The organism is Streptococcus sanguinis SK49 (assembly GCF_000212815.1).
GTDB classification, from domain to species: Bacteria; Bacillota; Bacilli; order Lactobacillales; family Streptococcaceae; genus Streptococcus; species Streptococcus sanguinis_C.
Map to the genome: position 1 here is coordinate 1,507,519 of NZ_GL890985.1, position 25,823 is coordinate 1,533,341.

The following is a 25,823-nucleotide window of genomic DNA, read 5'->3' on the forward strand; positions in this document are numbered from 1 at the left end:
CTCATCCTCCTCTACGTTCCTCGCAAAAAGCTAGGCTAGTCTGACGAAAGACATAATTTTGGTAAAAAGCATACGCAGCTAACCGTTCATCATTGGCACCATCTTGACTAGCTATCTTCTTGACCTTGTCCATCAGAGATGTCGCAATTCCTTGCCGCCTGGGATTTCGACTGACCGCCAGAGCTAAGATCTGATAGTAGAAAGCTGTGGACACGAAAAAGTAAAGCTTGGCATAGCCAATAAAGCCAAGAATCTGAGATTCTTTCTCAGCAACTAAACAACCGTAAGCTGGATTAACAAGAATATCCCTGAGTCTGCTTTGCAATTCATCTTTTTCTGCTGAATAGCCCAATACTTTATACAGGGGCGGCAGAACTTTTGTGTCTTCTTTCTGATATTCTTGAACAGTCAATTGATCTATCATTTTTCTATTTTTCTTTCAAAATACTGCTTATAAATAGTTACCGCTATCTGACGTTTTTTCTTAATAACCAAGTCAGTCGGCTCTTCATCGTCCATAAATCCAATCCCTGAAAAAACTAACAAACCCAGTCCAAGATAAGGTAAATCCTTAACAGATAAGGACATCCCTTGAAAAAAGACTAAATAGCAAAGTACTAAAAAATAAACTACATTAGCTAACAGTACTTGTTTGCCTCGTTCAATCCAAATTTCTTTACGTAATTCTGAAGAAGCAGCCTGCCATTGCTGATAAAAAATTTCCTTCCCTTCTTGTGGCAGTCTTTCTATAATTCGATCAATCTCAGCAAATTTGGTTGATTGTATCCAACGGGTTGTTAAGTCCATTTTTCTCACTCTTTCAAAGCTTCAAACTTAGCTTTCATGGTAGGGTTTTTACGTGTCAATTTTTTGACAGAGACATCGTCCAGTTTGTTGTTTGCCAATCGTAGCTGGTTTTCAGAGGTCGTCAGGAATTTCTTGATTTCTTCCATCCGGCGGATGGCCTTATCAATCTCCTCGATAGCCTTGCCAAAGTTGGTCGAAGCGGACTGATAGTTCTTGGCGAAAGCTACTTTAAAGGCATCCAAATCTTCCTCAAAATGTGTAATATCAATATTCTGCTCCCGCACCAAGGCCAGTTCCTGCTTATACTGGAGCGAGTTGAGCGCAGCATTACGCAGGAGGGTAATCATGGGCAGAAAGAACTGAGGCCGGATAACATACATCTTCTCATAGGCATAGGATACATCGACAATACCCGAATTGTAGAGCTCGCTGTCAGTCTCAAGAAGTGTCACCAAAATGGCATACTCACAGCCTTTCTCCCGCCGATCCTTATCCAACTCTTTGAAGAAATGCTCGTTTTTCTTCTTGGTCGCTGTCTCATCGCCTTCATTTTTCATCTCAAACATGATGGAGAGGATTTCTACACCATTTTCATCCACCTCACGGTAAATGTAGTCACCCTTGCTACCGGTTCTGGCATCATTGTCCTTGCCAAACTCAGCTCGTGGGAACATAGCCATGCGGTTCTTGTTAAACTCGTACTCGCAGTGCTGTTCCAAACTCTCGCCAATCATCTTAGTAGATTGCTTGGCTTTGAAATCCTTGTAAAACTCTATGGTCTCATCTTTCTGCCGTAGCTCTACCTCATAGCGCTCTTTGAGGGAGGTCTGAGCCAGCGCTGCTTCCTTTTCTTGTAAGACTAGCTGATTCTTAACCTCGTCTCGCTCTTTTTCCAGCGCAGATAAGGTCTTTTGCAGTTGATTTTCATGCTCCAAGCGCAGAGTAGTCAACTGACTTTCCAATTGCTGAACTTCCTTTTCCTTCTCCTGCAATTGAAGACTAGCTGCCTGCTCCGCCTCTTTCTTTGCCAATTCCTGCTGGGTCTCAAACTGAGCAATTTGACTTTGAAGGTTGCTAATTTCCTGCTCTTTCTGCGATAGCAGAGCTTGTTGGGCATTCTGGGATTTTTGCTCTGCTAAAGCCAGTTCCTGCTCAATCCGAGCATGAATCTCCTTGTCAAACTCTGCAGTCCGAACCTGCGACAAAAGCTCACTGTACTGGCTATCATTAACAGTAAAAACCTCCCCGCAGTTGGGGCATTTGATTTCATTCATGGGGTACCTCTTCATTTAAAATTAAAAATTTTATTCCTTTTCTTTTCCAAGTTGATAGATTATATCGCTATCATTTATTCTTTGTTATTCTTTTTTCAATATTCTCCCAAATACACTAATCTACTTCTCACAACTATCAACTATTATACCATTCCTGCCAATAAATGAAAAACAGCAAGCCAAACGGCTTGCTCGATTTTCACGGAATTAAAATGCTATGTCCATGATCCTCTGGGAGGTAATAAGATATGTTCCCTGCACTGCTTCCTAGTCTACTCTTACTAAAAATGGAATATAGCTTTGAATCATTCTCAGAATCAATGACAAAACGTCCATTGTCAAAACTTATAGATGCAGACGCTGAAGAATCTTGAAAGATAGATTGTTCACTCTGAGAACGAACCACTCCTTTTATGGTTGCAACTTCTTCAGGGTATTTTTCAAAGGATATATCAAAACTAAGTTCTCTAGAAGAAGATGGAAAATAGGCTTGATATTCACTCAGACGAATACTTTGAATCTCTCCCAATGATTGTTCGAGTTCTGGAAGTTCCCTATACAGTTCTGATTGAATCGCTGATTTGAAATTTTCCTGATGTACTTGCAGCCATTCATTAAAGAAACGAGTCGCCCTTTCTTTTTGAACTCGATACACGATATTCTCTCCTGAGTCAGCAAGAGCATTCGAAAAATTATACACGGCTTCCTTTGCCTCATCCTGCTCTCGCTTCCAATCCCAAGAAGAGTCTTCCGATATTTCAATTTCGCCCATATACCAGGTACTCATATCCTGACTTTTGTCTTTATAAGGGTTAGGATGGATAAAAGTAAAGGGTGCAATGCCAGCATCTGGAAAAGACAATTCAGTTCTTAATGATTGTTCTTTATTATCATTGACATAGGCTGAAAAATAGATATGATAATTCCCACTCACGTCACCGCCATTGTCATACTCTCCGCTAGCAGAACCTGGCAAAAGTGTCACAGATTTTATGCGTTTCTTTTCGAAATCCAAGTTTTCGATAATTTCTTTTTTGATAGAATCTTGATGTTCAAGAATAAACTTACCATCGTTACTATATTGAGGCTTAGTCAAAAATGGTAGATTTATAATAAGAATCGGAAGGGCAATAACAATGAAAAGAATAAAAATCCACTTTTTCGATTTAAACATGGGTCCCCCTCTTATTTTGATTAGCAAAGATAGTTTTATTATACCATTCTTTTCTCAGATGAAAAACAGCAAGCCAAACGGCCTGCTGTTTCAGGTTATCACTCCTCCATCTCAATCCGCCAGCTGGCGGCTGTTTTTCTTTCTTGGATAAACTTACTGTAAATGCCTTGTTTGACTAGTAAGTCTTGGTGTTTCCCTTGCTCGACAATGCGGCCTTGATCCAGCACCAAAATCTGGTCTGCATGCTCAACCGTCTTGAGTCGGTGGGCAATCATGATAATGGTCTTATCGCGAGTCAGAGCCTGAATAGCCTGCATGAGGGCTTCTTCGTTTTCTGGGTCAACATTGGCTGTTGCTTCATCCAGAATGATAATAGGCGCCTCCTTGATAATAGCCCGAGCAATGGAAATGCGCTGACGCTCACCTCCAGAAAGACTAGCACCTCCTTCACCTATCTTGGTATCATAGCCATCAGGCAGTGAGAGGATAAAGTCATGACAGGCTGCTTTCTTGGCAGCCTCTATCACTTCTTCCTGACTGGCCTCCGGCTTGCCAAAACGAATGTTATTAGCAATGGTATCCTCAAGGAGATAGACGCTTTGAAAGACAAAGCTGAAATTACGAATCAGGCTGTCATAGCTGTATTCCCTAACATCATGCCCGTCTAGACTAATACTTCCCTGGTCCACATCCCAGAAGCGGGCAATGAGGTTGCAAAGCGTTGTTTTGCCTGATCCAGATGGTCCGACCAAGGCAGTTGTCGTTTTTTCTGGAATGGTGAGGGAAACTCGGTCAATGATTTTCTTATTTCCATAAGAGAAGCTAACATCTCTCAGCTCAATACGACTGCTCTTAGGCTCAATATCCTGACCACTGATGTCCATCGGCTGGATAGCCAAGACTTGATTGACCATATCAACCGACAAATCAACAATGCGCAGGAGAGAAGAGAAAGAGCCAACGCCGTCTAGATTTTCATAAATCATAAAACCACTGACAATCATCATAATGGTTACCAGAAGCTCCATACTGCCATTGAGATAAAAGTAGATAGAGAAAAGCCCCATAAAGAGACCGGTCAGCTTAGTCACCATGCCCTGGAGGGCAATGTAAGGTGAGGTCACAAGTGTCATTTTGGTATCTAGCTGACTCTTGCCTTCAATAGCCTTGGACAGCTTCTTGGCAGAACGGTTGACCAGATTGTAGTTCTTTACTTCAGCAATTCCTTGGCTGTACTCCAAAACAACGGCTACTAGGTCCATATCCGCCTGATACTTGGCATCAGAAACCTTGCCAACTTGCCAACGCATGAGGGTATTGGGCAGGAGAAAGAGGACAAGACCCACCAAAAGAACTAGTCCAACCCGCCAGTCATAGAGAAAGACCAAAACGGTTATGAGCCCAGTCGTCAGAAAGCCCTGCACAGTCATCATAACCACTCGCGTAGCTACATCAGACAACCCTTCCAGCGTATTGGTCGTAACACTGGTAATCTTGCCCAAGCTATTTTGATTAAAGTAACCTATGGGTAGATAGCGCATGTGCTCGGCAATTTCAATCCGCTTCTGAGCACAGGTATGATAGCCCGCCTCCGTCTGCAGCATGGTGATTTTCAGGGTAATCCAGACGTTTAGAACAGTGGATACCAACATGATACCCAGAGCCAGCCAGAAAGTCTGCATAGAGAGATTCTTCTCAATCAGTCCCATAACGACTAGGCCGATTGCTGGAATACGCAGAGCAATGATAAAGGACTTGATGATGCCCAGATAAATGGATTGATAAAATTTCCTACGGTCCTCGGCCGTACAGAAATCAAAGAATTTCTTCAGTATATTAAGCATGAGTCAGCCCTCCTTCCATCTCATCACTATCCCTAGTAGCTATATGGGCCTGCCACATAGAAGCATAAAGCGGACTGGCTGCCAGCAATTCTTCATGCCGACCTCTAGCTTCAATCCGACCATCATTGACCAAGACTATCTGGTCTGCACTCATAATAGTAGACAGCCTGTGGGCAATGACAATCAAGGTCCGTCCCTCAATCAAACGAGCTAGACTGGACTGGATCCGTGCTTCATTTTCCGGATCTGTATAAGCAGTCGCTTCATCCAAAATAAGAATCGGCGCATCCTTAAGCATGGCACGGGCGATGGCAATCCGCTGACGCTCCCCACCAGATAGATGACTGCCGCCAGAGCCTACTTGAGTTCCAAAGCCGTCTTCTAAGTTCATGATAAAGTCATAACAGCCACAGCGACGGGCAATTTCTATGACCTCTTCATCAGAAGCTGCTGGATTTCCCATCCGGATATTTTCCATAATAGTCTCGTCAAAGAGATAGTTATCCTGGGTCACGTAAGCAATCTGCCGACTGTAATAGTCTAGCGGAAGCTGACGAATGTCCAAGCCACCATAGGTAATCTGACCAGAACTGACATCCCAGAAAGAAGCTAGAAGCTTGGCAATTGTAGACTTACCTGAGCCTGATGGGCCGACTAAAGCATTGATGCTGCCAGCCTTAATATCTAGCGAAATACCATGCAGTACTTCCTCTTCATCTGTATAGCCAAAGCTGACATCTGTCATGACCAGATCCCTTCCTTTTGGAAGTTCTCGCAGCTCCTGAGGCCTTTTCAAATCAGGCTTTTCCAAAATATCAATGACTTGCCCAAAAATAGTGCTGATTTTCCGTAAATCGTCCATGTAACTAGCCACTAAAATCAGAGGAGTCAGAAGACTGAGCGAAAGAATAATCATCAGAATAAAATTGCTGGCAGTCAAACTGCCTTGCAGATAGAAATAACAGCCAGCCGGCAGCAGAAAGAGCAAGCCTGATGGCAGAAAAGCAGTCACAATGCCCATCTCCAGATTGAACTTGCGCATCCACTCAATAAAGCAGTCTGCTCCTTCTCTAGCAGCCGTAACAAACTTATCATAAGAAAATTTTTCCTTGCCAAAAACCTTGATAACCTCAATCCCATTGATGTATTCCACCGCTGTATCATTGAGTTTTTTGGTCTTGACCAGAGTATTTTGATAGTCTGCTTCGCTATTGACAGCCATCCGCATATAGGCCAGCGCCACGATGGGAATAGTCAGGAGAGACAGCAAGGTCAGCCGCCAATCGATGACCAGCATGGCAATGAGAACAATAATCGGACCAAAAATCCCAGCAGTAAACTCTGGAATCAGGTGAGCCAAGGTCGTTTCGGTCGCATCCACCCGCTCAACGATAATGTTTTTATAACTGCCTGATGACTGACTAAGCACTGTACCTAGAGGCAGCCTAGCTAGCTTGTCTGTCAGGCGGCGCCGCATTTCCGCTAGAATCTTAAAAGTAGCCGTATGCGACAGCATGGTGGAAATACCGTGAAATCCCCAGTAGCCAATCCAGGCCAGACCTGCCCAAACTGACTGCTGCAAGTAGAAATTCCAGTTTTTATTGCCAGCCAAGAGCTGATTAATCATTCCACCAATAAAGAAATAAGGTAGAAATCCTGAAATCACAGAAGCAAAGGCAAAGATCAGACTGAGCACAAAATATGTCTTATGAAGGGAAACAAAGTCCCAGATCCAAGTAAGAACAGATTTTTTCTTCATAGAACTTCCTTCTTTCTATCAAAAACCTAGCAAACCTCCCCAGTCAAACAAGTCCATGATGGAATGGCAAAATTCCAGCGCCTGCTCTTGGGGCCAGTCTTGAGCCAAGGGCTCAAATACAGCTGTGTAATAAGCTGTCATGCACGATCGCAGAAACTCGTGTTTGACCAAATGATTGATCTTCCCCTCTTTGTAAGCTAGCTCCAAATAGCGATAAGTCTCGTCTGCTGCCAAATGAGGCAGACGCATCCTGAAGTCCGCTTGCGAAGAACCCTGAGATTTAAAGAGCAAGAGCTGCATAATATCCTTATGCTCATAGAGAATCCTCATCAGGGACTGGAGATCTTCCAAGCGATGGGCCCACATATCAGACAGGTGTCCCTCTTCTAGGAAAGCATAGTCACGTCGCTTCTGCTCTTGTCCATACTGATCTAAGGCTGTCAGAGTAGGATCAAGCAGAGCTGTAAAGAGACTGTCCTTACCCTCATAGCGCTTATAAAGAGCCCCAGTCGTCAAGCCAGCAGCGCGACAAATTCTCCGCAGTGAAGCATTCTGATAGCCATAAGCTAAGAACTCACTCCTCGCGCTTTCCAAGATTTTTTCGTTTAACTCATCTGTTTCTTTTTTCATGGTTTTTTAATTTGATAACACTGTTATCATCTTTCTTCTTTTATTATAAATTCTGACAATTTAACTGTCAAGGAAAAACAAAAGAGATCGAGAAATATTTTCATCGGTCTAGTTCTATTCCTTTTCCTCCTGTAAACATGGCAAAAGGAGCTTGCGAACAAGCTCCTCTAGAATTTTATTTTTTATTGGGTGCATAAATCATGCCAGTACAGTCGAAATCTTCCTGTCGGCGAAAGCCGAGCTCTCGATAAAAAGCTAGATTTTTATCTGACTGCTCCGTTGCCAACTGGATTTGGTAAACATTCTTAAATCTTTCCAACGTCTGCTGAAGAAGGCTCCGGCCAATCCCCTGACGCTGGTACTGCGGATACACCAACAAATCCTGAATAAAGACAATGGTAAGCCCATCTCCGACCACTCGGATCAAAGCAACCAACTTGTCTTCGTCATAGGCCGCCATCACAGACAAGGACTGATGGAAAGCCTGCTCTAACTGCTGAGGACGATTGGTGTAATTGCTCCAACCCACCGAAGCGTAGAGGTCTAGCACTGCCGCAAAATCTAGCTGAGGATTTATTTTATAATGAATCATGGCTATCTCCTTGTTTTTTTTCTGTTTGATTGCCTAAAGCTTCTAACGCTTTATCGAACTTGAGTCAGTACTCCGTCTTGCATCTCATAGACCTTGTCAACCTCGTCCAGCAAGCGGGTATCATGAGTAATCATGACCACACTCTTATGGAATTTCTGGGTCACCTCTTTGAGCAAATGGACCACGCGCTTGGCCCGCTCCGTATCCAGACTAGCTGTCGGCTCATCAGCCAAGATAATATCTGGGCTATTGTAAAGTGCTCGAGCAATAGCAGCCCGCTGCCGTTCCCCGCCGGACAATTCTTTCGGATACTGCTTGAGAGTTCCTTTAAGATCCAGCAACTCAATCAGACTGTCTAGATCTGTTCTTTCCTTTTTAGATAAGCGGTCAATCAGCTGGAACTGGTCTTCAATTTTCAAAAAAGGAATGAGATTGGAAGCCTGCAAAATAAAGCCAAAATCATTGAAGCGTAGAGCAGCTCGTTCCTTTTCCTTGAGCTGGGAAGTATCTTTCCCATGCAGCAGAATCTGTCCTTTTGAGGGAGTTTGCAAATGCCCTAGCAAAGTAAGAAAGGTTGTTTTACCCGAGCCTGACGGCCCAATAATAGCTACAAACTGCCCCGCTTCCAATCGGAAATCAGTTGGTTTCAGGGCTTGGACCAGCGTATGCCCCTGACCATATTCTTTTGTAACCCCTTTTAGTTCTATGATTGACATTTACTCACCTCCAATCGCTGTGATAGGGTCAATTTTCAGAACCCGATGAATGGACAAAAGTCCGCCAGCCAGTGACATGAAAATAATGAGGATAATTAAACCAGCATAAGCTCGCCAGTCACTGTAAAAAGGCATAGAAGCCGGCAAGACTAGCTGGGTTCCCAAGAGAGCCAAGACAGCTAAACTGATTCCCAGAGTGGACAGGATGAAAATCTGCCAAAAAATAGAGGCAATAATCTTCCCACTCGCAATTCCTTGGGCGCGCATAATACCGTAAAGATGCGTCTTTTGGATGGTAATGATGTACATGAAAATTCCCAATACCAAAAATGTAATCAGAACCATGGCCCCAATCATAAAGGAAAAAGTCAGTACCTGAGGCTGATAACCAGGGATATTTTCTATAAAATCACTCATAGGGAGCTGACTAAGTCCTGCTTCTTCAATCTTCTGACCATCCTTGACCACAAGTGCGCTGATATTCTTAACCTGACTTGAGCCGTACTTTAATTCCCTGAAATCATCTAGATCCATAAAAATTACAGGTTGCGTAAAGAAGCTATTATCCTCTGTGAAACCAACAACCTGATAGAGGCGCTCACTGCCATTGAGCTGAAGCTGGTCGCCTAGTTTGACACCTTTTTGCTGGAGACGCTTATCCACAATGACTTCATAAGCATTCTCCGCAGGACGTCCCTCAATAATGTCAGGCGCTAGAAAACTATCCCAAGAGAGACCAAAAACCTGAGCATTGAGTTTATCAGCCCCATCTTCATAATTGGCCACTGCTGACGTCTGTCCCAAAGCCGCAATTGAGTCCCCTTGAAACAGGCGGCTATACTCTTCTTCCTTGAGAGTCGAAGCTATTAGATTCTTATTGGCGTACTCTGACAAAACGATCGACTCAGCCTGCCATTGGTCCAAAGCCAAGCGATTGAGCCTAGCCAAACCGACGGAAAGACTGGATAAAAAGAAAACCATATAGGTAATGAGAAAGACCACAGCAACCACTAAACGATAGCGTCCGCGACTGTAGACAATCTCTTTAAAAGCTAAAAACAAAGCTGTCCTCCTTTGAGATATTCGAGACTATTATACCATAAAGAAGCAAGCTGGAAAAACTATCCTGTCAATCCCCCTCCATATGCTCTCTGACAAAGCCCGCCAGACCGACAGCGGTCACCCTAGCATGAAAATCACTCATTTGCTGAGCCTTATAGCAAGGATGAGCCAGCCAGTAAGTCAGGGTTCCCATAAAGGACGCGGCTTGATGATTCAGGAGCAAGTCCACCTCAACCTCCTCTAAATGTGGATCAGCCAAGGAAATACTCTGCGAGAAAATCTCCCTCAAAGCTTCCTGCAACCGCAGCAAACTAGTTGGACTGCCATTTGGCCCCAAAAGAATGGCTAAGTCTTCCAAGTAAGGCTCAAAAAAATGAAAAAGATTTTGTTTCTCATGGATATAGTCTTCCACTTTAAAATCCTTTTCTAACTTGAACAAGCAGGCAGATTCTAGAGACTCTTGATAATAGACCTGCAAATCACCTAGCAAGCGATCTTCTATCTTCTCCAGTAGATCATATTTATCCAAATAATGCCGATAAAAAGTACTGCGATTCACCTCTACTAAGTCAATAAGCTGGCGAATACTGATAGTATCAAAAGTCTGCTCCTTCATCAGCTGCAGCAAGCTAGTCTCTATCTGCTTTTCTGTCTTTCTTCTTTTTTTCTCATACATGCCATTCACCTCAAAATGCAACAGTCTCTCTAAAATTGATGCTTGTCTACCATCCAGCTCCCACTATATAATAAATATAAGCAGAAGACAAGAACAAGAGGATTAAAAATGAAGATTATTATCAATCAAAAGGAAGTCAGTCAAGAAAGAATTGAGCACTGGCGGAAGCAGAGAATCCATAAAGCAGCTAAGATTCTTAATCTACAGCTACCTAATACTGACAACACGGAGATTTTAGACCAAGCCCTACTGGAAGCAAAAATGAAGCTGACATACGAAGAGCTAATCCAGCAAATCGGAACCAAACTCAAATGGAGCCAATATTTAATGAAATGGGCGGCCAAATGGTCCAAGAAACCACGAAAAAGAGCTGTTGTAACGATTTTTGCAAGTGGACTGACTGCCGCTTCTTTCAGTATAATGCTAGAAAAGTTGATGTTAGAAAAGACAAATGTTCATAAACGAGTCAATCTTGGTGCCTGTCCAGACCATTATGCCATGCAGCCACACGGGGACAAACTTGAAGTCATTGAGACGGCAGGAAACAGCCCGCTGCCGACACAGTTTTTTCTTGACCTTGGTGGTGAAGCTGAGATAGAGGAGCCTCGTGATGCGTCTTATCCCTTCCAAACTGTCGGTGCCGCCAGTCTAGCGAATGGTTGCAATATCGGTGGTATTCGCCATCAATTTCGCGACACAGAAAAAGGCTTAGAAGCCCGATTCTGCGTTGAATTCCCCAGCCTTTGTCCAGACAGCCTTATCAAAGAACACCAGCTCCATCTTGCCGCCGAATGGTCAAGATGGATAACTTGGTGCAAAGAGCATAAAGAATGAATTTCCTTTCATGAAAAGAACTACCAAGCCATGCAAAAACAGCCTACTGCCATCTTAAAGAGACCGCAGCAAGGCTGTTTTCTTCTTTACCTAATCAAAGACAATCATGGACTTAATGGTCTTGCGTTCATCCATATCTTTATAAGCTTGATCGATATCTTCCAGTTTGTAGCTTGAAGTAAAGACCTTGCCCGGATTAATATCGCCGTCAAGAACTGCCTTGAGCAAGATTTGCTTGTCGTAAGTCGTGACAGAGGCTGCTCCGCCTGCCACTGTAATATTTTGAGCAAAGGTAGAACCAAGTGCTCGGTTATTATAGTGTGGCACACCGACAAAGCCTAAGCGACCACCGTTGTGAAGAACTCCCAGAGCTTGATTAACAGCTGCTTCTGTTCCAACACATTCCAGAGCTGCATCTGCACCACCACCAAGGATTTCACGGACCTTGGCAATTCCGTCTTCGCCACGTTCTGCAACAACAGCTGTCGCACCGGATTCCAAGGCCATCTTTTGTCGATCTTCGTGACGGCTCATAAGAACGATTTGGGAAGCACCACGCATTTTAGCAGCGATAACAGCGCATTGTCCCACAGCCCCATCACCAATCACGACCACTTTATCACCAGGCTTGACGTCTGCCACTCGCGCAGCATGGTAGCCAGTTGGCATGACATCAGCCAGTGTCAAGAATGATTTGAGCATTCCTTCTGTATAATCAGAAGGCTGACCCGGAATTTTGATAAGTGCCCAGTTAGCAAATTCGAAGCGCATATATTCAGCTTGCACCCCATTTGACCAGTTATTCCCAATATGAGAATCACAAGTGCCATCAAATCCTGCCCGACAGGCATCACATTGCCCGCATCCATGAGTAAATGGAGTAATAACAAAATCGCCAGGTTTAACAGTCGTTACTGCATCCCCGATTTCTTCGACAATTCCAATCGCTTCATGCCCACTATTTTGATGGCCTGCTTCAATATCTGGACTGCGGTAGCGCCATAAGTCAGATCCACAGACACAGGTCCGAACAATCCGAATAATGGCATCATCTTCCTCAATAATTTGCGGACGATCAATGTCAGCGAGCCCAACTTGGCCCGCTTTTGTATAAACTGCCAATTTCATCGTTTCTTCTCCTTTGATATCTTTATTGCAACTATTATACAACTTAAAGCACCCTTCAAGTCAAATATTTGACATCATTTAAGATAAAATTTTTATAAAAAAAGGAAACTCCATTCTTAGAGTTTCCTAGTTTGATTCCCTCACTGCTCATCCTGTTGTCCTGAGCAGAATGAGAAGCGCTTTACTGCTTGGTAAAGGTCAGAGTATCTGGATCATCATCCAATTCGTCCACAATCAGCTGATTGCCATTTTGGCGATAGCTTTTAGCATCATCACCAACCATCAGTCTTTGGTTAGCAGCATCAACTTGTACCTGCTTGATTTCCTTACTGCCATCTACCTCGGTCTCAGTCCAAGTACCAGTCGTACCATTGATTTCTAGGACATGCTGGTCACCATCATGGTCGGTTGCTTGATAGCGCCCGTCTAGATTAGTAGCCTGCCCTGCATTTGATGATGATGAAGGCTGATTAGAGGATGATGCAGCTGATGACTGCGAAGTCTGATTTTGTGCAGATTGTGATGTTTGGCCTTGTGTATTCTGTGATGAACTAGTATTCCCTCCTTGGTTGGTATTGCCTGAGCAGGCAGCTAATAGGACTGCTGCTGTCAGAGATAGAATTCCGATAAAGGCTTTTTTTGTAATAGTCATATCGCTTTCTCCTTTTTTCTACATTTGTAGTTTATACTTATATTCTACACTTGTCTGTTTCATTTGTCAAGAAAAAGCAGTTTTTATTATAAGGAAAATACATATAAAGGAAATGACGCACTCTGATTGACATTTGCTATTTAGACGCTACTTGTTCTGTTAGTATTTCCGAGCTCGCTTGACAAAATGACCTTCGCTCGTATAATGATTCTATAAAAGATAAAAGGAGAAGATTATGCCAATCAGAAAAGCCCAAGTCAGCGATATTCCTGCACTCCAAGAACTCCTTCAGCAAATTCTGCTTGTCCATCATCAGGCTCGTCCGGACATTTTCAAGGCCAAGGGCAGCAAGTTTAGCAATGAAGAGCTAGAGAAGATTCTGAGTCAAGAGTCCACCCCTATTTTCGTCTTTGAAAGTGAATCCGGAGAAATCCTCGGTCATCTCTTTTGCTCCATCAAGGAACCTGTCAGTCCTGTACTCAATCCCATCAAGACACTTTTTATCGAGGACTTATGTGTAGATGAGAAAGCCAGAGGGCAAAAGGTCGGCGAGCAGCTTTATCGCTTTGCAGAAGACTATGCTCGGGAAATCGGTTGCTATAATCTGACTCTCAATGTTTGGAACGACAATGTTGGAGCCCTGCGTTTCTATGAGCGGTTAGGACTTCAACCTCAGGAAACAGTGATGGAGAAGATTCTTTGATCTTGAAAGACAAATTCCAGGAAGCGCTAGCAATAGTTTTCGGCTATACCCTACCGGTATAATTAACTATTTTATTTGCCGAGGAATTTTCGATACAATAGACCATAATCCCTAATGAAAGTGAGAAATCTTATGACAAAATCAAAATTTCAACTGGTTGGATCTCTTCTGCGCCCAGAAAATCTGCGCCAGTATAAAACAGAAATTGAGCACCACGATGATATTCAATACCCCTTCTACGACAGCTTCCCAGGCTACCATGAGACGGAGACAGCTGACATCAAGGAGATTATCGCTGAGCAAAAGGCTAAGGGTATTGACATCCTGACGGATGGAGAATACTCCAAGTCTATGTGGCATCTGGACTTTGTCTGGGGACTTAAGGGAATCGAGCGCTACATTGCTGACCACGGTTATACCTTCAAGGACCACGACGGTGGGCAATACGAGACCCGTAAGGATATTGGTATCCGTATCACAGGACCACTCTCTGGTAAAAATCACCACTTTATCGAGATTTATAAGCTAGTCAAGGAAGAGGCTGCTGGTGAAGATACCAAGCTGACTGTCTGGGGGCCTGCCCATGCTTATACTGAGTTAGCTGTCTTTGACCGCTTGGCGGGACCAGGACAAGTTTATGAGACCAATGAAGATTTGAAAAAAGGTTTGATTCAGGCCTATAAGGAATTTTTGGACGACTATAAGGCTGCTGGCGGACAGATTATCCAGTTTGACGACTGTCTCTGGGAGCTTTTTGACGAGTCCAATCCTGCCAGCTTCTTTGCTGAAGGCAATGCTAGTCTGGCTGACCTGGCAGACGAGTTTGTCGCTATTAATAACGAAGTTGTAGACTACGCTCATGAGCTAGGACTGACTGTCTGGACCCACAACTGCCGTGGCAACTACGAAAGCCGTTCTGCTGCTGAAGGTACCTACGAAGCTATCGCGGAAAAATTCCTGCGCGACCAACACTATGATCGCTACTTCCTAGAGTGGGACAGCGATGTAGCTGGTGATGTATCAGCCCTAGAAGCTTTGAAGGACAAGAATGCAGAAGTCGTTTTAGGACTGCTCTCTAGTAAGACGACAGGCTTGGATGATGAAAAGCGTGTCCTAGACCTCCTCGAGAAAGCAGCAACCGTTCTACCAAAAGAGCGTCTCCTGCTCTCCCACCAATGCGGCTTCGCCTCTTGTGACTCTGGAAACGAACTCACCATTGAGCAACAATGGGCCAAAATTAAACAAGGCCAAGAAATCGCCCAGAAATTCTGGGGATAATAAGCAAAAAAGCGGTATGACCGCTTTTTTCTATGATTTTAAAATCAATTGTGGGCTGAATAGATTTCTTTGATGAACTCCAGTTTCATCTGCATCTGTTCAACATATTAAATCTTGTAGTATCAGGAAAGTTCAATTCGCTTGAGCCAATTTTCAACCAAGGCCGTAAAGAGAGCCTCTTGATCTATCTGTGCATTGTGGCCAGCAAGATCCATTACAGCATGAGTCGCCCTTGGATAATAGTGAGACAGCTGGGCTAACTGCTGGAAGCCCACGACTTGGTCCTGCTTTCCAGCTATAAAAAGACTGGGCTTGTCATAGCTCTTTTCCTGTATCTCTTGATCCACTTCAAACGAAAAAGCATAGTTTTCTTGCAGCTTTTGGACAAAGGGAGAATTCATCATCTGAAGACCTACTAGGATTTCTTTTGCAAACCGTTGATAAGTTTCTTTAGTCTGTAAAACCGCTAAATCAACGAAATCTTTGCTTTTGCCTGCTATATCAAAACCTACCTCTCTAATTAACAGGCTGTCTTTTGGCAGAATTCTTTCTCGCGGATTGGGTGCAACTACTGGACAAATAAGCAGCAAACCATCAATCTCCGACTTTTTCTTAGCCAAAATTCCTCTAGCAAGATAGCCACCATAAGACTCTCCAGCTAAGAGAAAGGTGTGTCCGCTGATTACAGTCTCTATAAAGTTTAAGATCATCTCTAAAATCGCATCCGCACTTGCAAAAGCAGGATTGGCATCAGACCTACCCATGCCAGGCAAATCTAAATAAATCCTTTTATAGTCAGCATGTTTCTCAAAAATAGGTTCCAAACATCCTTCCATCAATTCAGATGAACAGCCCAAACCATGAATTGCCAAGACTGGCTTTCCTTGACCAATCACTTTATAATATAATTTATTTCCCTGATAAGTAAAAAACATTTTTTCTCCAATCATACCTTAAAGACACGTTTTGCTCGAGGTGGAGCCTTTATCGAAACCAGTCAAAATAATATTGTTTATGAGCCTAACAAATTATTCTTATCATCTACACCCCTCAAAGCTACTAAAGTAACAATCTTTCACCTGGATTTCAGTTACTCATTCTTCATCCCCAAATAACAAAGTCGATTTTTGCAGATATGGATTGGGATACTTGACTAGCAAGTCCCTTACAGCTCTTACCAAGTCTTTTTTCTCAGCCTGACCGGATTGGTAACGAAGCAAAAGATGCATAAAATCTTCTTTTTCAGTCGTACTCGCTTTTTTCTTAAAATAGCCCCAAACATGCTGAAAGGCATTGCTGACCTGACCCCGGTTTTCAGGCAGGGCTACCGCCTGATCAATCAAGTCTTGAACACGTGCTGCTTCTACCGAGTCACTTTTCAAATACTGGCGAATTTCCAGATAGATCTTACTGGAATGACTGAGAACCAGATATTTATTTCTAGCCCAAAGAGTCTGACATTGGGATATTTGGTTTAAATTTTCCATAATTACTTTTCCTACTGATTTTCAATTTCGAATACTTCTCGTTTCGTCTACATCATTGCTCGCAACCCAGTAATAAGTTTGCCAAGACAGAAAGCTAAGCGAAACTGCAAATCAACTATGATTGGAATAAGATTTCGAAGAGTATGAATCAAAATCCCCAATCACATGACTGGGGAATAGTTCATTAACGTACCTCTGCGCCGAGTTTTTCGGTCAGAGATTTTTCGATTTTTTCCATATATTTAGCCACTTCTTCGTCGGTCAGGCTAGCTTCTGGATTTTGGAAAGTCAGGCTGTAGGCCATAGATTTGAGGCCAACACCCAGCTTGTCACCAGAGAAGATATCAAAGAGCTTAATATCTGTCAAGCGCTTCACACCAGCTGCTAGGATTGCATCAAGGACCTCTTGGTGAGTGATTTCAGCCTTGAGCAAGAGGGCCACATCACGGCTGACAGCTGGGAATTTAGTGATTTCTGTAAATGGCTGTTCTGGCTGGAGCTGCTCTTCGATAGCAGACAGGTTGAGCTCAGCCACATAAGTTTCAGGAATATCGTAAGCCTTGGCTGTCGCAGGATGGACTTGACCGACAAAGCCGACAGGCTGGCCATTGATAGAGATTAAAGCAGTCCGTCCAGGATGCAAGCTCTTAATCTGGTTGCTAGCCGCGTATTCAGCTGTTAGGCCCAACTTAGCAAAGAGTGCTTCCACTACACCCTTAGCATAGAAGAAATCAACTGCTACTGGCTTGGTCTGGAAGTCTTTTTCATTAACCAGACCTGTCAAAGCAAAGGCAAAGCTATTGATTTCATTTGGCAGGTCTTCCTTAGGATTGCCAGTCTGCTCAAAGATTTTTCCAATCTCATAGAGAGCTAGATTCTTATTCTTACGAGCCACATTGTAGGCTAGGGAGTCCAAAATACCGGAAACCATGTTCTGACGAAGAACAGAGCGCTCCACTGTCATTGGCCACATGAGCTCAGTCAAGTTGCTAGGATTGAGAGTGAACTCAATCGCCTTTTCTGGCGTCGTCAAAGCATAGGTGATGATTTCTGTCAGTCCAGCTCCTTCTGCTAAAGTCCGCACTTGTCGGCGCAGTTGTTGCGTTGCAGTCAATTCACCAGCAGTTCCGTCATCTTTTGGCAGGCTAGCTGGCAATTTGTCATAGCCGTAAATGCGGGCAATTTCTTCATAGAGGTCTGCTTCGATTGAAATATCCCAGCGACGGCGAGGCACGCTGACAGTGAACTGTTCAGCATTTCCTGACAAGCCAAAGCCAAGTCTGCGGAAGACATCCACAATATCTGTATAAAGCAAGTCTGTTCCCAAAACTCGGTTGACATCCGAGAGACTAGACACCACTTCTACATCGCTAGTGTCTAAGCTACCAGCTGATACAATCCCAGCCTGAACAGTCGCTCCTGCCAAGTCCGCAATCATACTTGCTGCCGCGTCCAAAGCTTCATTGACAGTTGCCACATTGATGCCTTTTTCAAAGCGGGAAGATGATTCTGAGCGCAGGTTAAGGCGACCGCTGGTCTTGCGGATTGATTTACCATCAAAGACTGCTGCCTCCAGAACAACACGAGTGGACTGGCCAGAGATTTCTGTTGCTTGCCCCCCCATAACACCTGCAAGGGCTACTGGTTTGTCCGCGACAGTGATAACTAAATCGCTGACTTCCAAATCCCGCTCTTCGCCATCCAGTGTCACCAGTTTTTCACCAGCACGCGCTTCCCGCACGACAATCTGGTCACCATCAAACGTATCCAAATCAAAGGCATGCATGGGCTGACCAAAGTAGAGCAGAATATAGTTGGTCACATCCACTACATTGTTAATCGGACGGATTCCTTCGTTCATGAGGAGATTTTGCAGCCACTGAGGACTTGGGGCAATAGTGACATTTTCCAAGATACGAGCCGCATAGTAAGGGGCTTTCTCTGTCTCAAGGGCTACTGAAAGACTGGCAGCTGCCTGCTTTTCATTTTCCACCAGCGGAAAATCTTTGAAATGTACTGACTTGTCATAGATGGCAGCCACTTCATGAGCCACCCCACGCATAGACAGAGCATCTGCCCGATTTGGTGTGATGGAAAGCTCGATAATCTCATCGTCCAAGTCCAGATAAGAGAAGACTTCCTCACCTGGCACTGCTTCTTCAGGCAGGATTTGAATTCCATCCGCAAATTCCTTTGGCACGACAGAATCAGAAATGCCCAGCTCACCGAGAGAGCAGATCATGCCCAGTGACTCTAAGCCACGGATTTTCCCTTTTTTAATCTTATAATTGTCGGCAATACGAGCACCTGGCAAAGCCACCATGACCTTGATGCCTGCGCGAACATTTGGAGCACCACAGACAATCTGACGGTTCTCCTCTTCTCCGACATTGACTTGACAGACATGCAGGTGGGTATCAGGAACATCCTCACATGATACCACCTCACCAACAACAATTTTAGACAGGCCAGCAGCTGGTGATGTCACACCTTCCACTTCAATTCCTGTCGTTGACATTTTCTCAGCCAGCTCAATGCTCGCCACATCAATGTCTACTAACTCTTTTAACCACTTATAACTTACTAGCATATTTAAGATACCAAGGGCGTCAAAAACGACTGAAAAATAGGAGATTTGTTCAAGCATTCGATGAATGCTCGCAAATCTATCTTTTTTCCGAGTTTTTAGCCCGGGTTCAATTCCTTTCTCTATTCTATCGCTGAGGAACTTGACCAACCAAATTTTAGGGACTTGTCTGAAAGCCTGATTTCAGAAACAAATCATCTAAATTTAAAGCTTTTAGGTCGTATCATTTCCTCTCTTTAAATTTTCTTTTTTATTTCAATTTCTTGCGCAGCAGCCAGTCTGTATCTACTGTCTCACCAGTGATATAGTCGTGCTGGCTGAATTTTTCAAAGCCGTATTTGAAGTAAAAATCTTGAGCTCTAAAATTCTTTTCCCAAACGCCCAGCCAGACCCAGTCAAAGCCTCGTTTCTCAGCTTCTTCTAAGGCAAATTCAAACATTTTCTTGCCCAAACCTTGACCATGATAAGCTTTCAAAACATAGATTCGCTGAACCTCAAAGGCTTGTGGCAGTTCTTGCTCCGTTTGAGCATGTCCCCAGTTAAACTTGAGAAAACCAGCAATTTCACCGTCTTTGACAACAAAATAAGTCTCTGACTCAGGATCTGCCAGTTCCTTTTCGATAGTTGCAAGCGACAGCTCATTGTCAAAATAATGAGCCATATCAGCTTCCTTGATAAATGGACCAAAGGTTTCTTGATAGGTCGCGACTTCCAACTCCCGAAGGAGGCTCGCTTCTTCTCTTTTTACTCTGACTAGCATACTGCACTCCTTTCTCAGAAAAGCTGCATCTATGAATACAGGTTTCTACTTAAACTGCTGAGAAAAACGAATATCTCCTTGGTAGAAGCCACGAATATCGTTGATACCGTAGCGAAGCATAGCTACCCGCTCTTGACCAAGACCAAAGGCAAATCCAGAGTATTTCTCTGCATCAATACCGCTCATTTCCAGCACGCGCGGATGCACCATACCAGCTCCCATAATTTCAATCCAGCCGGTCTTCTTGCAGACATTACAGCCAGCACCGCCACACTTAAAGCAGGAAACATCCACTTCAACAGACGGCTCTGTGAATGGGAAGTATGACGGACGCAGACGGATACTGCGGTCTTGGCCGAACATCTTCTGGACAATCAGTTGCAGCGTTCCTTGCAGGTTGGCCATGGAAATATTTTCTCCAACCACCAGGCCTTCAATCTGATGAAATTGGTGAGAGTGAGTCGCATCATCGGTATCCCGACGGAAAACGCGCCCCGGTGAGATCATCTTGAGTGGCCCTTTAGAAAAGTCATGAGCGTCCATAGCCCGCGCCTGTACCGGACTGGTGTGGGTTCTGAGCAGGATCTCCTCTGTAATGTAGAAAGTGTCCTGCATATCCCGTGCAGGGTGGTCCTTAGGCAGATTCATCCTCTCAAAGTTGTAATAGTCCTTTTCCACTTCAAAGCCGTCCACGACCTGATAGCCCATCCCGATGAAAATATCTTCAATTTCTTCACTAGTCTGGCTGAGAATATGTCGGTTGCCTACCGGAATTTGACGACCTGGTAGGGTCACGTCTAAGGATTCCTCAGCCAGTTTCAGAGCTACTAATTGCTCTTCCATCTCTTGAGCAGTCTTTTCAAAGGCTGCTGTCAGAATATCACGCGCTTCATTGACGTGCTTCCCGATAATCGGCCGCATTTCTGCAGAGATATCCTTCATCCCTTTCAGGACTTCAGTCAGCGAACCTTTCTTACCCAAGACAGCTACACGCAAGTCCTGCAATTCCTTTTGATTCTCCGCCTTGAGCTGCTTGAGAGAAGCTAGAGTCTCTTCACGCAGGCTTTTTAGTTGTTCTTCAATCGTTTTCGTCATTTTCCCTCCAAAATAAAAAGCGCGCCAATCTCCATAAGCGGAGCGTTGACACGCGGTACCATCCGTTTTTTATCTGGCAAGCCAGACCTTACTTATCAATCCTAGAGCAAGTGAATTCGCCTAGCTTTCATCTAGAGAGCTTTCAGTCGCTGGCTCCCCTCCCTGTTAAACTTCCCCTAGGTTACTGGTCTTGCGGATTGCTATTCAGTTATACTTCATTCTAACAGATTTCTAAACATTTCGCAAGCTAAGTTAAAGAATTTACAAGAAGAGACTATCAAGAAAAAGAAGCCTGTCAAACAACAGACTTCCTTCTTTCTATTTAATCACTTGTCCTGCTTCTTTCAGAACATCTTCTGGTACAGTAATGCCAAGTTCTTTGGCATTTTTAGTATTGATTACAGATTTACCTGTGTCGAAAATATCTACTGCAGTGTCAGCAGGTTTAGCACCTTTAAGGACTTTAGCAGCCATTTTACCTGTCGCAACACCTAGATCATACTGGTCTACAACAACAGAGGCAAGGCCTCCTTCTTCTACCATGGCTGTCGCACTTGGATAAATTGGTTTCTTAGCTTCTTTATTGCTGGACACAACTGTCGCAAAAGCTGAAGCAATGGTATTGTCAATTGGAATCCATATAGCATCAACCTTGCCAGTCATGACATTCATGGTTGAAGCAATTTCATTGGTCGAAGGAACAGAGTATTCCTCTACCTTGTAGCCTGCCTCTTCAGCTAATTTTTTGAACTCTTCTACCTGAGCTTTGGAGTTGTCTTCGCTGCTAGAGTAGAGCGCACCGATAGTTTTGACATCTGGAGTTAATTTTTTAATCAGCTCTAGCTGTTGCTTAGCTGGATTGCGGTCAGAGACACCAGTGATATTGCCACCTGGCTTGTCCAGATTTTTCACTAGATTTGCTCCAACTGGATCTGTGATAGCTCCCATGACAATAGGCTTGTCCTTAGTAGCTGCAGCTAGTCCTTGAGCAGATGGAGTCGCAATCCCAATCAGCACATCGTTGTCATTGGAAACCAGCTGCTTACTCATAGTAGAGACCTTACTCTGATCTCCCTCAGCATTCATAAAGTCAATCTTAATCTTGTCTCCCTTATAGCCTTCCTCAGCCAAACCATCCTGAATCCCCTTGTAAATCAAATCTAGCGAAGGGTGGCTGACATACTGCAGCACGCCTACCTTGACTGTCTGACTGTCACTGTTAGTCTTCGTGGTGTTGCCTTTGCTGTTCAAGCTGGAATAGACAATCCCACCGATTGCCAAAACGGCCAAAAGGCCTAAGATAGTTACTAATCGTTTGTTTTTCATGTTCTTTCTCCATTTCTATGATTTATATTTTCTATCAATCCCTAGGGACGCCATCGTTTAAACATAGGCAATTCTCCTTGTTTTTTTATAATAAGCAACAAAAAATCCTCACACAGGTATTCTGTGTGAGGGCGAAAATCGCGGTGCCACCTCAATTATGGAAAATAGCTAATATTCCCCATGTCTCTATCTTGTCATCAAACAAGCTGCACTGTAAGGTGTGCCTACCGAATTCTTATTGTTTCAAATTCATTTTATCCATTAGCCCAATTTCGTAAAGATTTGCTGCTCATTTCCACCAACCACAAGCTCGCTAAAAACAAATACATCTACTACTTTTCTAATTTCCTATATTTTAAGTTTTTCCTGAAAGGATGTCAAGACCTTTTTGAAAATTTTTATAAAATGTTCGGATTTGGTTTATAGAGGCAGTTATAGGAAAAAATTAAATTGCTTTTTGCCGAGACTTTAGAAGCTTTTAGCTTGGTTTTTTGTTATAATTTTCTGTAGCAACTTTCAAGGAGAAAAACATGTCTTTCGACGGATTTTTTTTACACCACATGACAGAGGAGCTCCGCCGCGAATTGCTGGGCGGCCGTATTCAGAAAATTAATCAGCCCTTTGAGCAAGAGCTGGTTTTACAGATTCGAAGCAACCGCCAAAGCCACAAGCTGCTCCTGTCAGCCCACTCGGTTTTTGGGCGTGTCCAGCTGACAGATACCACGTTTGAAAATCCAGCTGTTCCCAATACCTTTATCATGGTCATGCGCAAATACCTGCAGGGCGCTGTTATTGAAGCAATCCAGCAGGTAGAGAATGACCGGATTTTGGAAATCAGCGTCTCCAATAAGAACGAAATCGGAGATAGCGTTGCTGTGACTCTGGTTATTGAAATCATGGGCAAGCACAGCAATATCATTCTCTTGGACAAGGCTAGCGATAAGATTATTGAAGCCATCAAACATGTCGGATTTTCACAAAATAGCTATCGAACTATCCTGCCGGGCTCAACCTATGTCGCACCGCCTCAAACAGGCAGCCTCAACCCTTTCACTGTGGGCGACGAAAAGCTCTTTGAAATACTTCATACTGAAGACTTAGAGTCCAAACGCCTGCAGCAGATTTTTCAGGGATTGGGCCGAGATACGGCTACTGAGCTCAGTGGCCGTCTGACAGCTGACAAGCTCAAAACTTTCCGTGCATTTTTTGCCAGTCCGACTCAGCCTAGCCTGACCGAAAAATCCTTCTCTGCTCTGCTATTTTCCGATAGCAAGACCCAAATGTCCACGCTATCCGAGCTTTTGGACACTTTCTATAAGGACAAAGCAGAGCGCGATCGGGTCAACCAGCAGGCCAGCGAGCTCATCCGCCGAGTAGAAAATGAGTTGGAAAAGAACCGGAAAAAGCTGGGCAAGCAAGAGGAAGAGCTCCTAGCAACGGAGAATGCAGAGGAATTCCGCCAAAAAGGGGAACTCTTGACCACCTTTCTCCATCAGGTACCCAATGACCAGGAACAGGTGGAATTGGACAATTACTACACAGGTGAGAAGATTAGCATCTCGCTTGACAAGGCCCTAACCCCCAACCAAAATGCCCAGCGCTATTTTAAACGCTACCAGAAGCTCAAGGAAGCCGTCAAACATCTGACCAGCTTGATCGAGGAAACACGGACTACGATTCTCTATCTAGAGAGCGTGGAAACAGCCCTTGCTCAAGCCAGCCTGACTGAAATTGCGGAAATTCGGGAGGAACTAATCCAGACTGGCTTTATCCGCCGACGCCAAAGAGAGAAAATCCAGAAAAGACAGAAACCGGAGAAATATTTGGCAACAGATGGCCAAACTATTATCCTAGTTGGACGCAATAATCTACAAAATGACGAGCTGACTTTTAAGATGGCTAAAAAAGATGAGCTTTGGTTCCATGCTAAGGATATCCCAGGTAGTCACGTGGTCATCACAGGCAATCTTCAGCCCAGCGATGAAGTTAAGACTGACGCTGCTGAGCTAGCGGCCTACTTCTCCAAGGCCAGACTCTCTAATCTGGTCCAAGTAGATATGATTGAGACTAGAAAACTCAATAAACCAACTGGTGGCAAGCCAGGATTTGTCACCTATACAGGCCAGAAAACCCTGCGCGTCACACCGAATGAAGAGAAAATTAAAAGCATGAAAATGTAAAAATGTCCTTTTTAACTATGAAACAGACTCAGGAGCATGACAGTCATTAGCTAGCTGAAGCTTTCTATTATCTCCATCAACTTTAATAATTTTTTATAAAAAACAGGTAGAACATAAGTTCTACCTGTTTTTGTGCTCTACCAAAATTCTTCTAGTTCATTAATAGAATTTCTTCAAGCCTATGTTAGTCCTCAGACTTTTTCTTTCTCTTCGATAAACCTAACAGTCCTAAACCAGATACTCCAGCAAGTAAACTTGCAGTCAAGTATGAGGTTTGCTCAGTACCAGTCTTAGGAAGAGTTTTAGATGCTTCACGTCTAGAGAGAACAGGTGGTACAGGCTGTACTGGAACAGGAAGCTCTGTCACAGTAGGAACGTAGGATGCAGTAATGGTGTTACCATTACGATCCTTACGAATTACAACTACTCCTTTTGCCTGACCTACAAAATTGGATTCAGGAACAAATGTTACAGTACCATCAGATGAAATAGTGTAGGTCCCTTCTCCAGGAACAACTTTTTCAGTAGAACCGTCTTCAAATGTTGGAGCTACTGATAAGTCAATATCTCCATCAAAAATCGGCTTACCAGTCTGCGTTTGACCTTTGAGACCTTCTGATGTTGCATTCTCAACTCGTGTTTGTCCAATAACTGTTGGAGTATAGATAGCAGTAACAACATTTCCATAAATATCTAGACGTTTTACAACTACCCCTTTAGCAGTTCCAACAAAGTCTGGTTCTGGTGTAAACGTAATCTTACCATCTTTATCAATAGTATAGGTTCCTTCACCTGGAACGACCAGTGTCGTATTACCATCCTCAAAGGTTGGTGGAACTGTACTATCGATATGTCCTTCAAACACTGGCGTTGCTACTTGTGTTTGACCTTTGGCTCCTGTAGAGGTTTTATCTCGTCCAGTAGATGGATCCACAACTGTTGGAAGATAAGTAGCCGTTACTGAAGTTCCGTTCTTATCCTTACGAATAATGATTACACCAGTCCCTTTACCTACAAAATCAGATTCTGGAGTGAAAGTTACAACTCCCTTATCATCAAGTTCATACACACCTTCACCAGGAATAACTTTCTTAACGCTACCATCATCAAATGTTGGTAAGACAGTCTCATCGATTGGAACTAATGGATGTCCTGCTTCAAAGATTGGGGTGCCAGTTTGAACCATACCTTTAATATTTGCAGAAGAAGCATCATTTCCAGTTGGAGTCACCTTAGTAAACTCTGGGCTGTAAGTCGCA

The 25,823-nt window shown here is 43.7% G+C and carries 24 protein-coding genes and 1 other annotated feature; of the genes, 4 read left to right on the forward strand and 20 right to left on the reverse strand.

Annotation, left to right across the window (positions count from 1 at the left end):
• Nucleotide 1: 1 nt before the first annotated feature.
• The 11 genes from HMPREF9380_RS03695 to HMPREF9380_RS03645 all read right to left on the reverse strand — a co-directional run bounded on the left by HMPREF9380_RS03695 (nucleotide 2) and on the right by HMPREF9380_RS03645 (nucleotide 10,534).
• On the reverse strand, nucleotides 2-424 hold the full coding sequence (locus HMPREF9380_RS03695) for a GNAT family N-acetyltransferase (protein WP_002934056.1): 423 nt from the start codon (nucleotides 422-424) through the stop codon (nucleotides 2-4).
• Nucleotides 421-807, reverse strand: a complete 387-nt coding sequence (locus HMPREF9380_RS03690) for a hypothetical protein (protein ID WP_002934057.1) — start codon at nucleotides 805-807, stop codon at nucleotides 421-423. Before HMPREF9380_RS03690 ends, HMPREF9380_RS03695 begins: the two co-directional genes overlap by 4 nt.
• Before the next feature lie 5 nt (nucleotides 808-812).
• A complete protein-coding gene (locus HMPREF9380_RS03685; protein WP_032907444.1) occupies nucleotides 813-2,081 on the reverse strand; it encodes a DUF2130 domain-containing protein in 1,269 nt (422 codons plus the stop codon).
• A 199-nt stretch (nucleotides 2,082-2,280) separates the two neighbouring features.
• Nucleotides 2,281-3,255, reverse strand: a complete 975-nt coding sequence (locus HMPREF9380_RS03680) for a hypothetical protein (RefSeq protein ID WP_002934059.1) — start codon at nucleotides 3,253-3,255, stop codon at nucleotides 2,281-2,283.
• Nucleotides 3,256-3,353: 98 nt separating this feature from the next.
• Nucleotides 3,354-5,099 (reverse strand): ABC transporter ATP-binding protein, encoded by a 1,746-nt coding sequence (locus HMPREF9380_RS03675; protein WP_002934060.1) that lies wholly within the window; start codon nucleotides 5,097-5,099, stop codon nucleotides 3,354-3,356.
• Complete coding sequence (locus tag HMPREF9380_RS03670) at nucleotides 5,092-6,858, reverse strand: ABC transporter ATP-binding protein (RefSeq protein WP_002934065.1); 1,767 nt, start codon at nucleotides 6,856-6,858, stop codon at nucleotides 5,092-5,094. Before HMPREF9380_RS03670 ends, HMPREF9380_RS03675 begins: the two co-directional genes overlap by 8 nt.
• Nucleotides 6,859-6,876: 18 nt before the next feature.
• Entirely contained in the window at nucleotides 6,877-7,488 is a 612-nt protein-coding gene (locus HMPREF9380_RS03665; protein WP_002934066.1) for a TetR/AcrR family transcriptional regulator, read from the reverse strand.
• Between the two features lie 175 nt (nucleotides 7,489-7,663).
• Entirely contained in the window at nucleotides 7,664-8,080 is a 417-nt protein-coding gene (locus HMPREF9380_RS03660; RefSeq protein ID WP_002934067.1) for a GNAT family N-acetyltransferase, read from the reverse strand.
• Between the two features lie 50 nt (nucleotides 8,081-8,130).
• The gene (locus HMPREF9380_RS03655; protein WP_002904288.1) at nucleotides 8,131-8,796 is read right to left on the reverse strand and encodes an ABC transporter ATP-binding protein; all 666 of its coding nucleotides are present in this window, start codon (nucleotides 8,794-8,796) and stop codon (nucleotides 8,131-8,133) included.
• A complete protein-coding gene (locus tag HMPREF9380_RS03650; RefSeq protein ID WP_002934068.1) occupies nucleotides 8,797-9,858 on the reverse strand; it encodes an ABC transporter permease in 1,062 nt (353 codons plus the stop codon).
• A 67-nt stretch (nucleotides 9,859-9,925) separates the two neighbouring features.
• Nucleotides 9,926-10,534, reverse strand: coding sequence for a TetR/AcrR family transcriptional regulator (locus HMPREF9380_RS03645; RefSeq protein ID WP_002934071.1), 609 nt, complete (start codon nucleotides 10,532-10,534; stop codon nucleotides 9,926-9,928).
• Nucleotides 10,535-10,642: 108 nt separating this feature from the next.
• On the opposite strand from HMPREF9380_RS03645, the gene HMPREF9380_RS03640 reads away from it, so the two are divergent.
• Complete coding sequence (locus HMPREF9380_RS03640; protein WP_002934073.1) at nucleotides 10,643-11,368, forward strand: hypothetical protein; 726 nt, start codon at nucleotides 10,643-10,645, stop codon at nucleotides 11,366-11,368.
• Between the two features lie 90 nt (nucleotides 11,369-11,458).
• On the opposite strand, the gene HMPREF9380_RS03635 is transcribed toward HMPREF9380_RS03640, so the two are convergent.
• Nucleotides 11,459-12,496, reverse strand: coding sequence for a zinc-binding dehydrogenase (locus HMPREF9380_RS03635; RefSeq protein ID WP_002934087.1), 1,038 nt, complete (start codon nucleotides 12,494-12,496; stop codon nucleotides 11,459-11,461).
• A 181-nt stretch (nucleotides 12,497-12,677) separates the two neighbouring features.
• Nucleotides 12,678-13,148 carry an SP_0198 family lipoprotein gene (locus HMPREF9380_RS03630; RefSeq protein WP_002934089.1) on the reverse strand — a complete coding sequence of 157 codons (471 nt, stop codon included), beginning with the start codon at nucleotides 13,146-13,148 and terminating at the stop codon, nucleotides 12,678-12,680.
• Nucleotides 13,149-13,383: 235 nt separating this feature from the next.
• Between HMPREF9380_RS03630 and HMPREF9380_RS03625 the strand changes: the two genes are divergently transcribed.
• Nucleotides 13,384-13,851 (forward strand): GNAT family N-acetyltransferase, encoded by a 468-nt coding sequence (locus tag HMPREF9380_RS03625; RefSeq protein ID WP_002934091.1) that lies wholly within the window; start codon nucleotides 13,384-13,386, stop codon nucleotides 13,849-13,851.
• Between the two features lie 132 nt (nucleotides 13,852-13,983).
• Nucleotides 13,984-15,129 (forward strand): cobalamin-independent methionine synthase II family protein, encoded by a 1,146-nt coding sequence (locus HMPREF9380_RS03620; RefSeq protein WP_032907446.1) that lies wholly within the window; start codon nucleotides 13,984-13,986, stop codon nucleotides 15,127-15,129.
• A 122-nt stretch (nucleotides 15,130-15,251) separates the two neighbouring features.
• On the opposite strand, the gene HMPREF9380_RS03615 is transcribed toward HMPREF9380_RS03620, so the two are convergent.
• The 6 genes from HMPREF9380_RS03615 to trpX form a co-directional block, all read right to left on the reverse strand.
• Nucleotides 15,252-16,079, reverse strand: coding sequence for an alpha/beta fold hydrolase (locus HMPREF9380_RS03615; RefSeq protein ID WP_002934103.1), 828 nt, complete (start codon nucleotides 16,077-16,079; stop codon nucleotides 15,252-15,254).
• Between the two features lie 144 nt (nucleotides 16,080-16,223).
• Entirely contained in the window at nucleotides 16,224-16,616 is a 393-nt protein-coding gene (locus HMPREF9380_RS03610) for a YbgA family protein (protein ID WP_002934105.1), read from the reverse strand.
• 184 nt (nucleotides 16,617-16,800) lie between these two features.
• Complete coding sequence (pheT, locus tag HMPREF9380_RS03605; protein ID WP_032907534.1) at nucleotides 16,801-19,206, reverse strand: phenylalanine--tRNA ligase subunit beta; 2,406 nt, start codon at nucleotides 19,204-19,206, stop codon at nucleotides 16,801-16,803.
• A gap of 247 nt (nucleotides 19,207-19,453) precedes the next feature.
• A complete protein-coding gene (locus HMPREF9380_RS03600; RefSeq protein ID WP_002934107.1) occupies nucleotides 19,454-19,963 on the reverse strand; it encodes a GNAT family N-acetyltransferase in 510 nt (169 codons plus the stop codon).
• Nucleotides 19,964-20,008: 45 nt separating this feature from the next.
• Nucleotides 20,009-21,058, reverse strand: coding sequence for a phenylalanine--tRNA ligase subunit alpha (gene pheS, locus HMPREF9380_RS03595; RefSeq protein ID WP_002904274.1), 1,050 nt, complete (start codon nucleotides 21,056-21,058; stop codon nucleotides 20,009-20,011).
• Nucleotides 21,059-21,376: 318 nt separating this feature from the next.
• A complete protein-coding gene (gene trpX, locus HMPREF9380_RS03590) occupies nucleotides 21,377-22,384 on the reverse strand; it encodes a tryptophan ABC transporter substrate-binding protein (protein WP_002934108.1) in 1,008 nt (335 codons plus the stop codon).
• 124 nt (nucleotides 22,385-22,508) lie between these two features.
• Nucleotides 22,509-22,742 (reverse strand) — a binding site (T-box leader).
• A 172-nt stretch (nucleotides 22,743-22,914) separates the two neighbouring features.
• Here trpX and fbpA point away from each other — a divergent pair.
• A complete protein-coding gene (gene fbpA, locus HMPREF9380_RS03585) occupies nucleotides 22,915-24,564 on the forward strand; it encodes an Rqc2 family fibronectin-binding protein FbpA (protein ID WP_002934109.1) in 1,650 nt (549 codons plus the stop codon).
• A gap of 184 nt (nucleotides 24,565-24,748) precedes the next feature.
• Here fbpA and HMPREF9380_RS03580 read toward each other — a convergent pair.
• Nucleotides 24,749-25,823: LPXTG cell wall anchor domain-containing protein (locus tag HMPREF9380_RS03580; RefSeq protein ID WP_002934110.1), on the reverse strand; the 1,075-nt coding region annotated here is incomplete at its 5' end.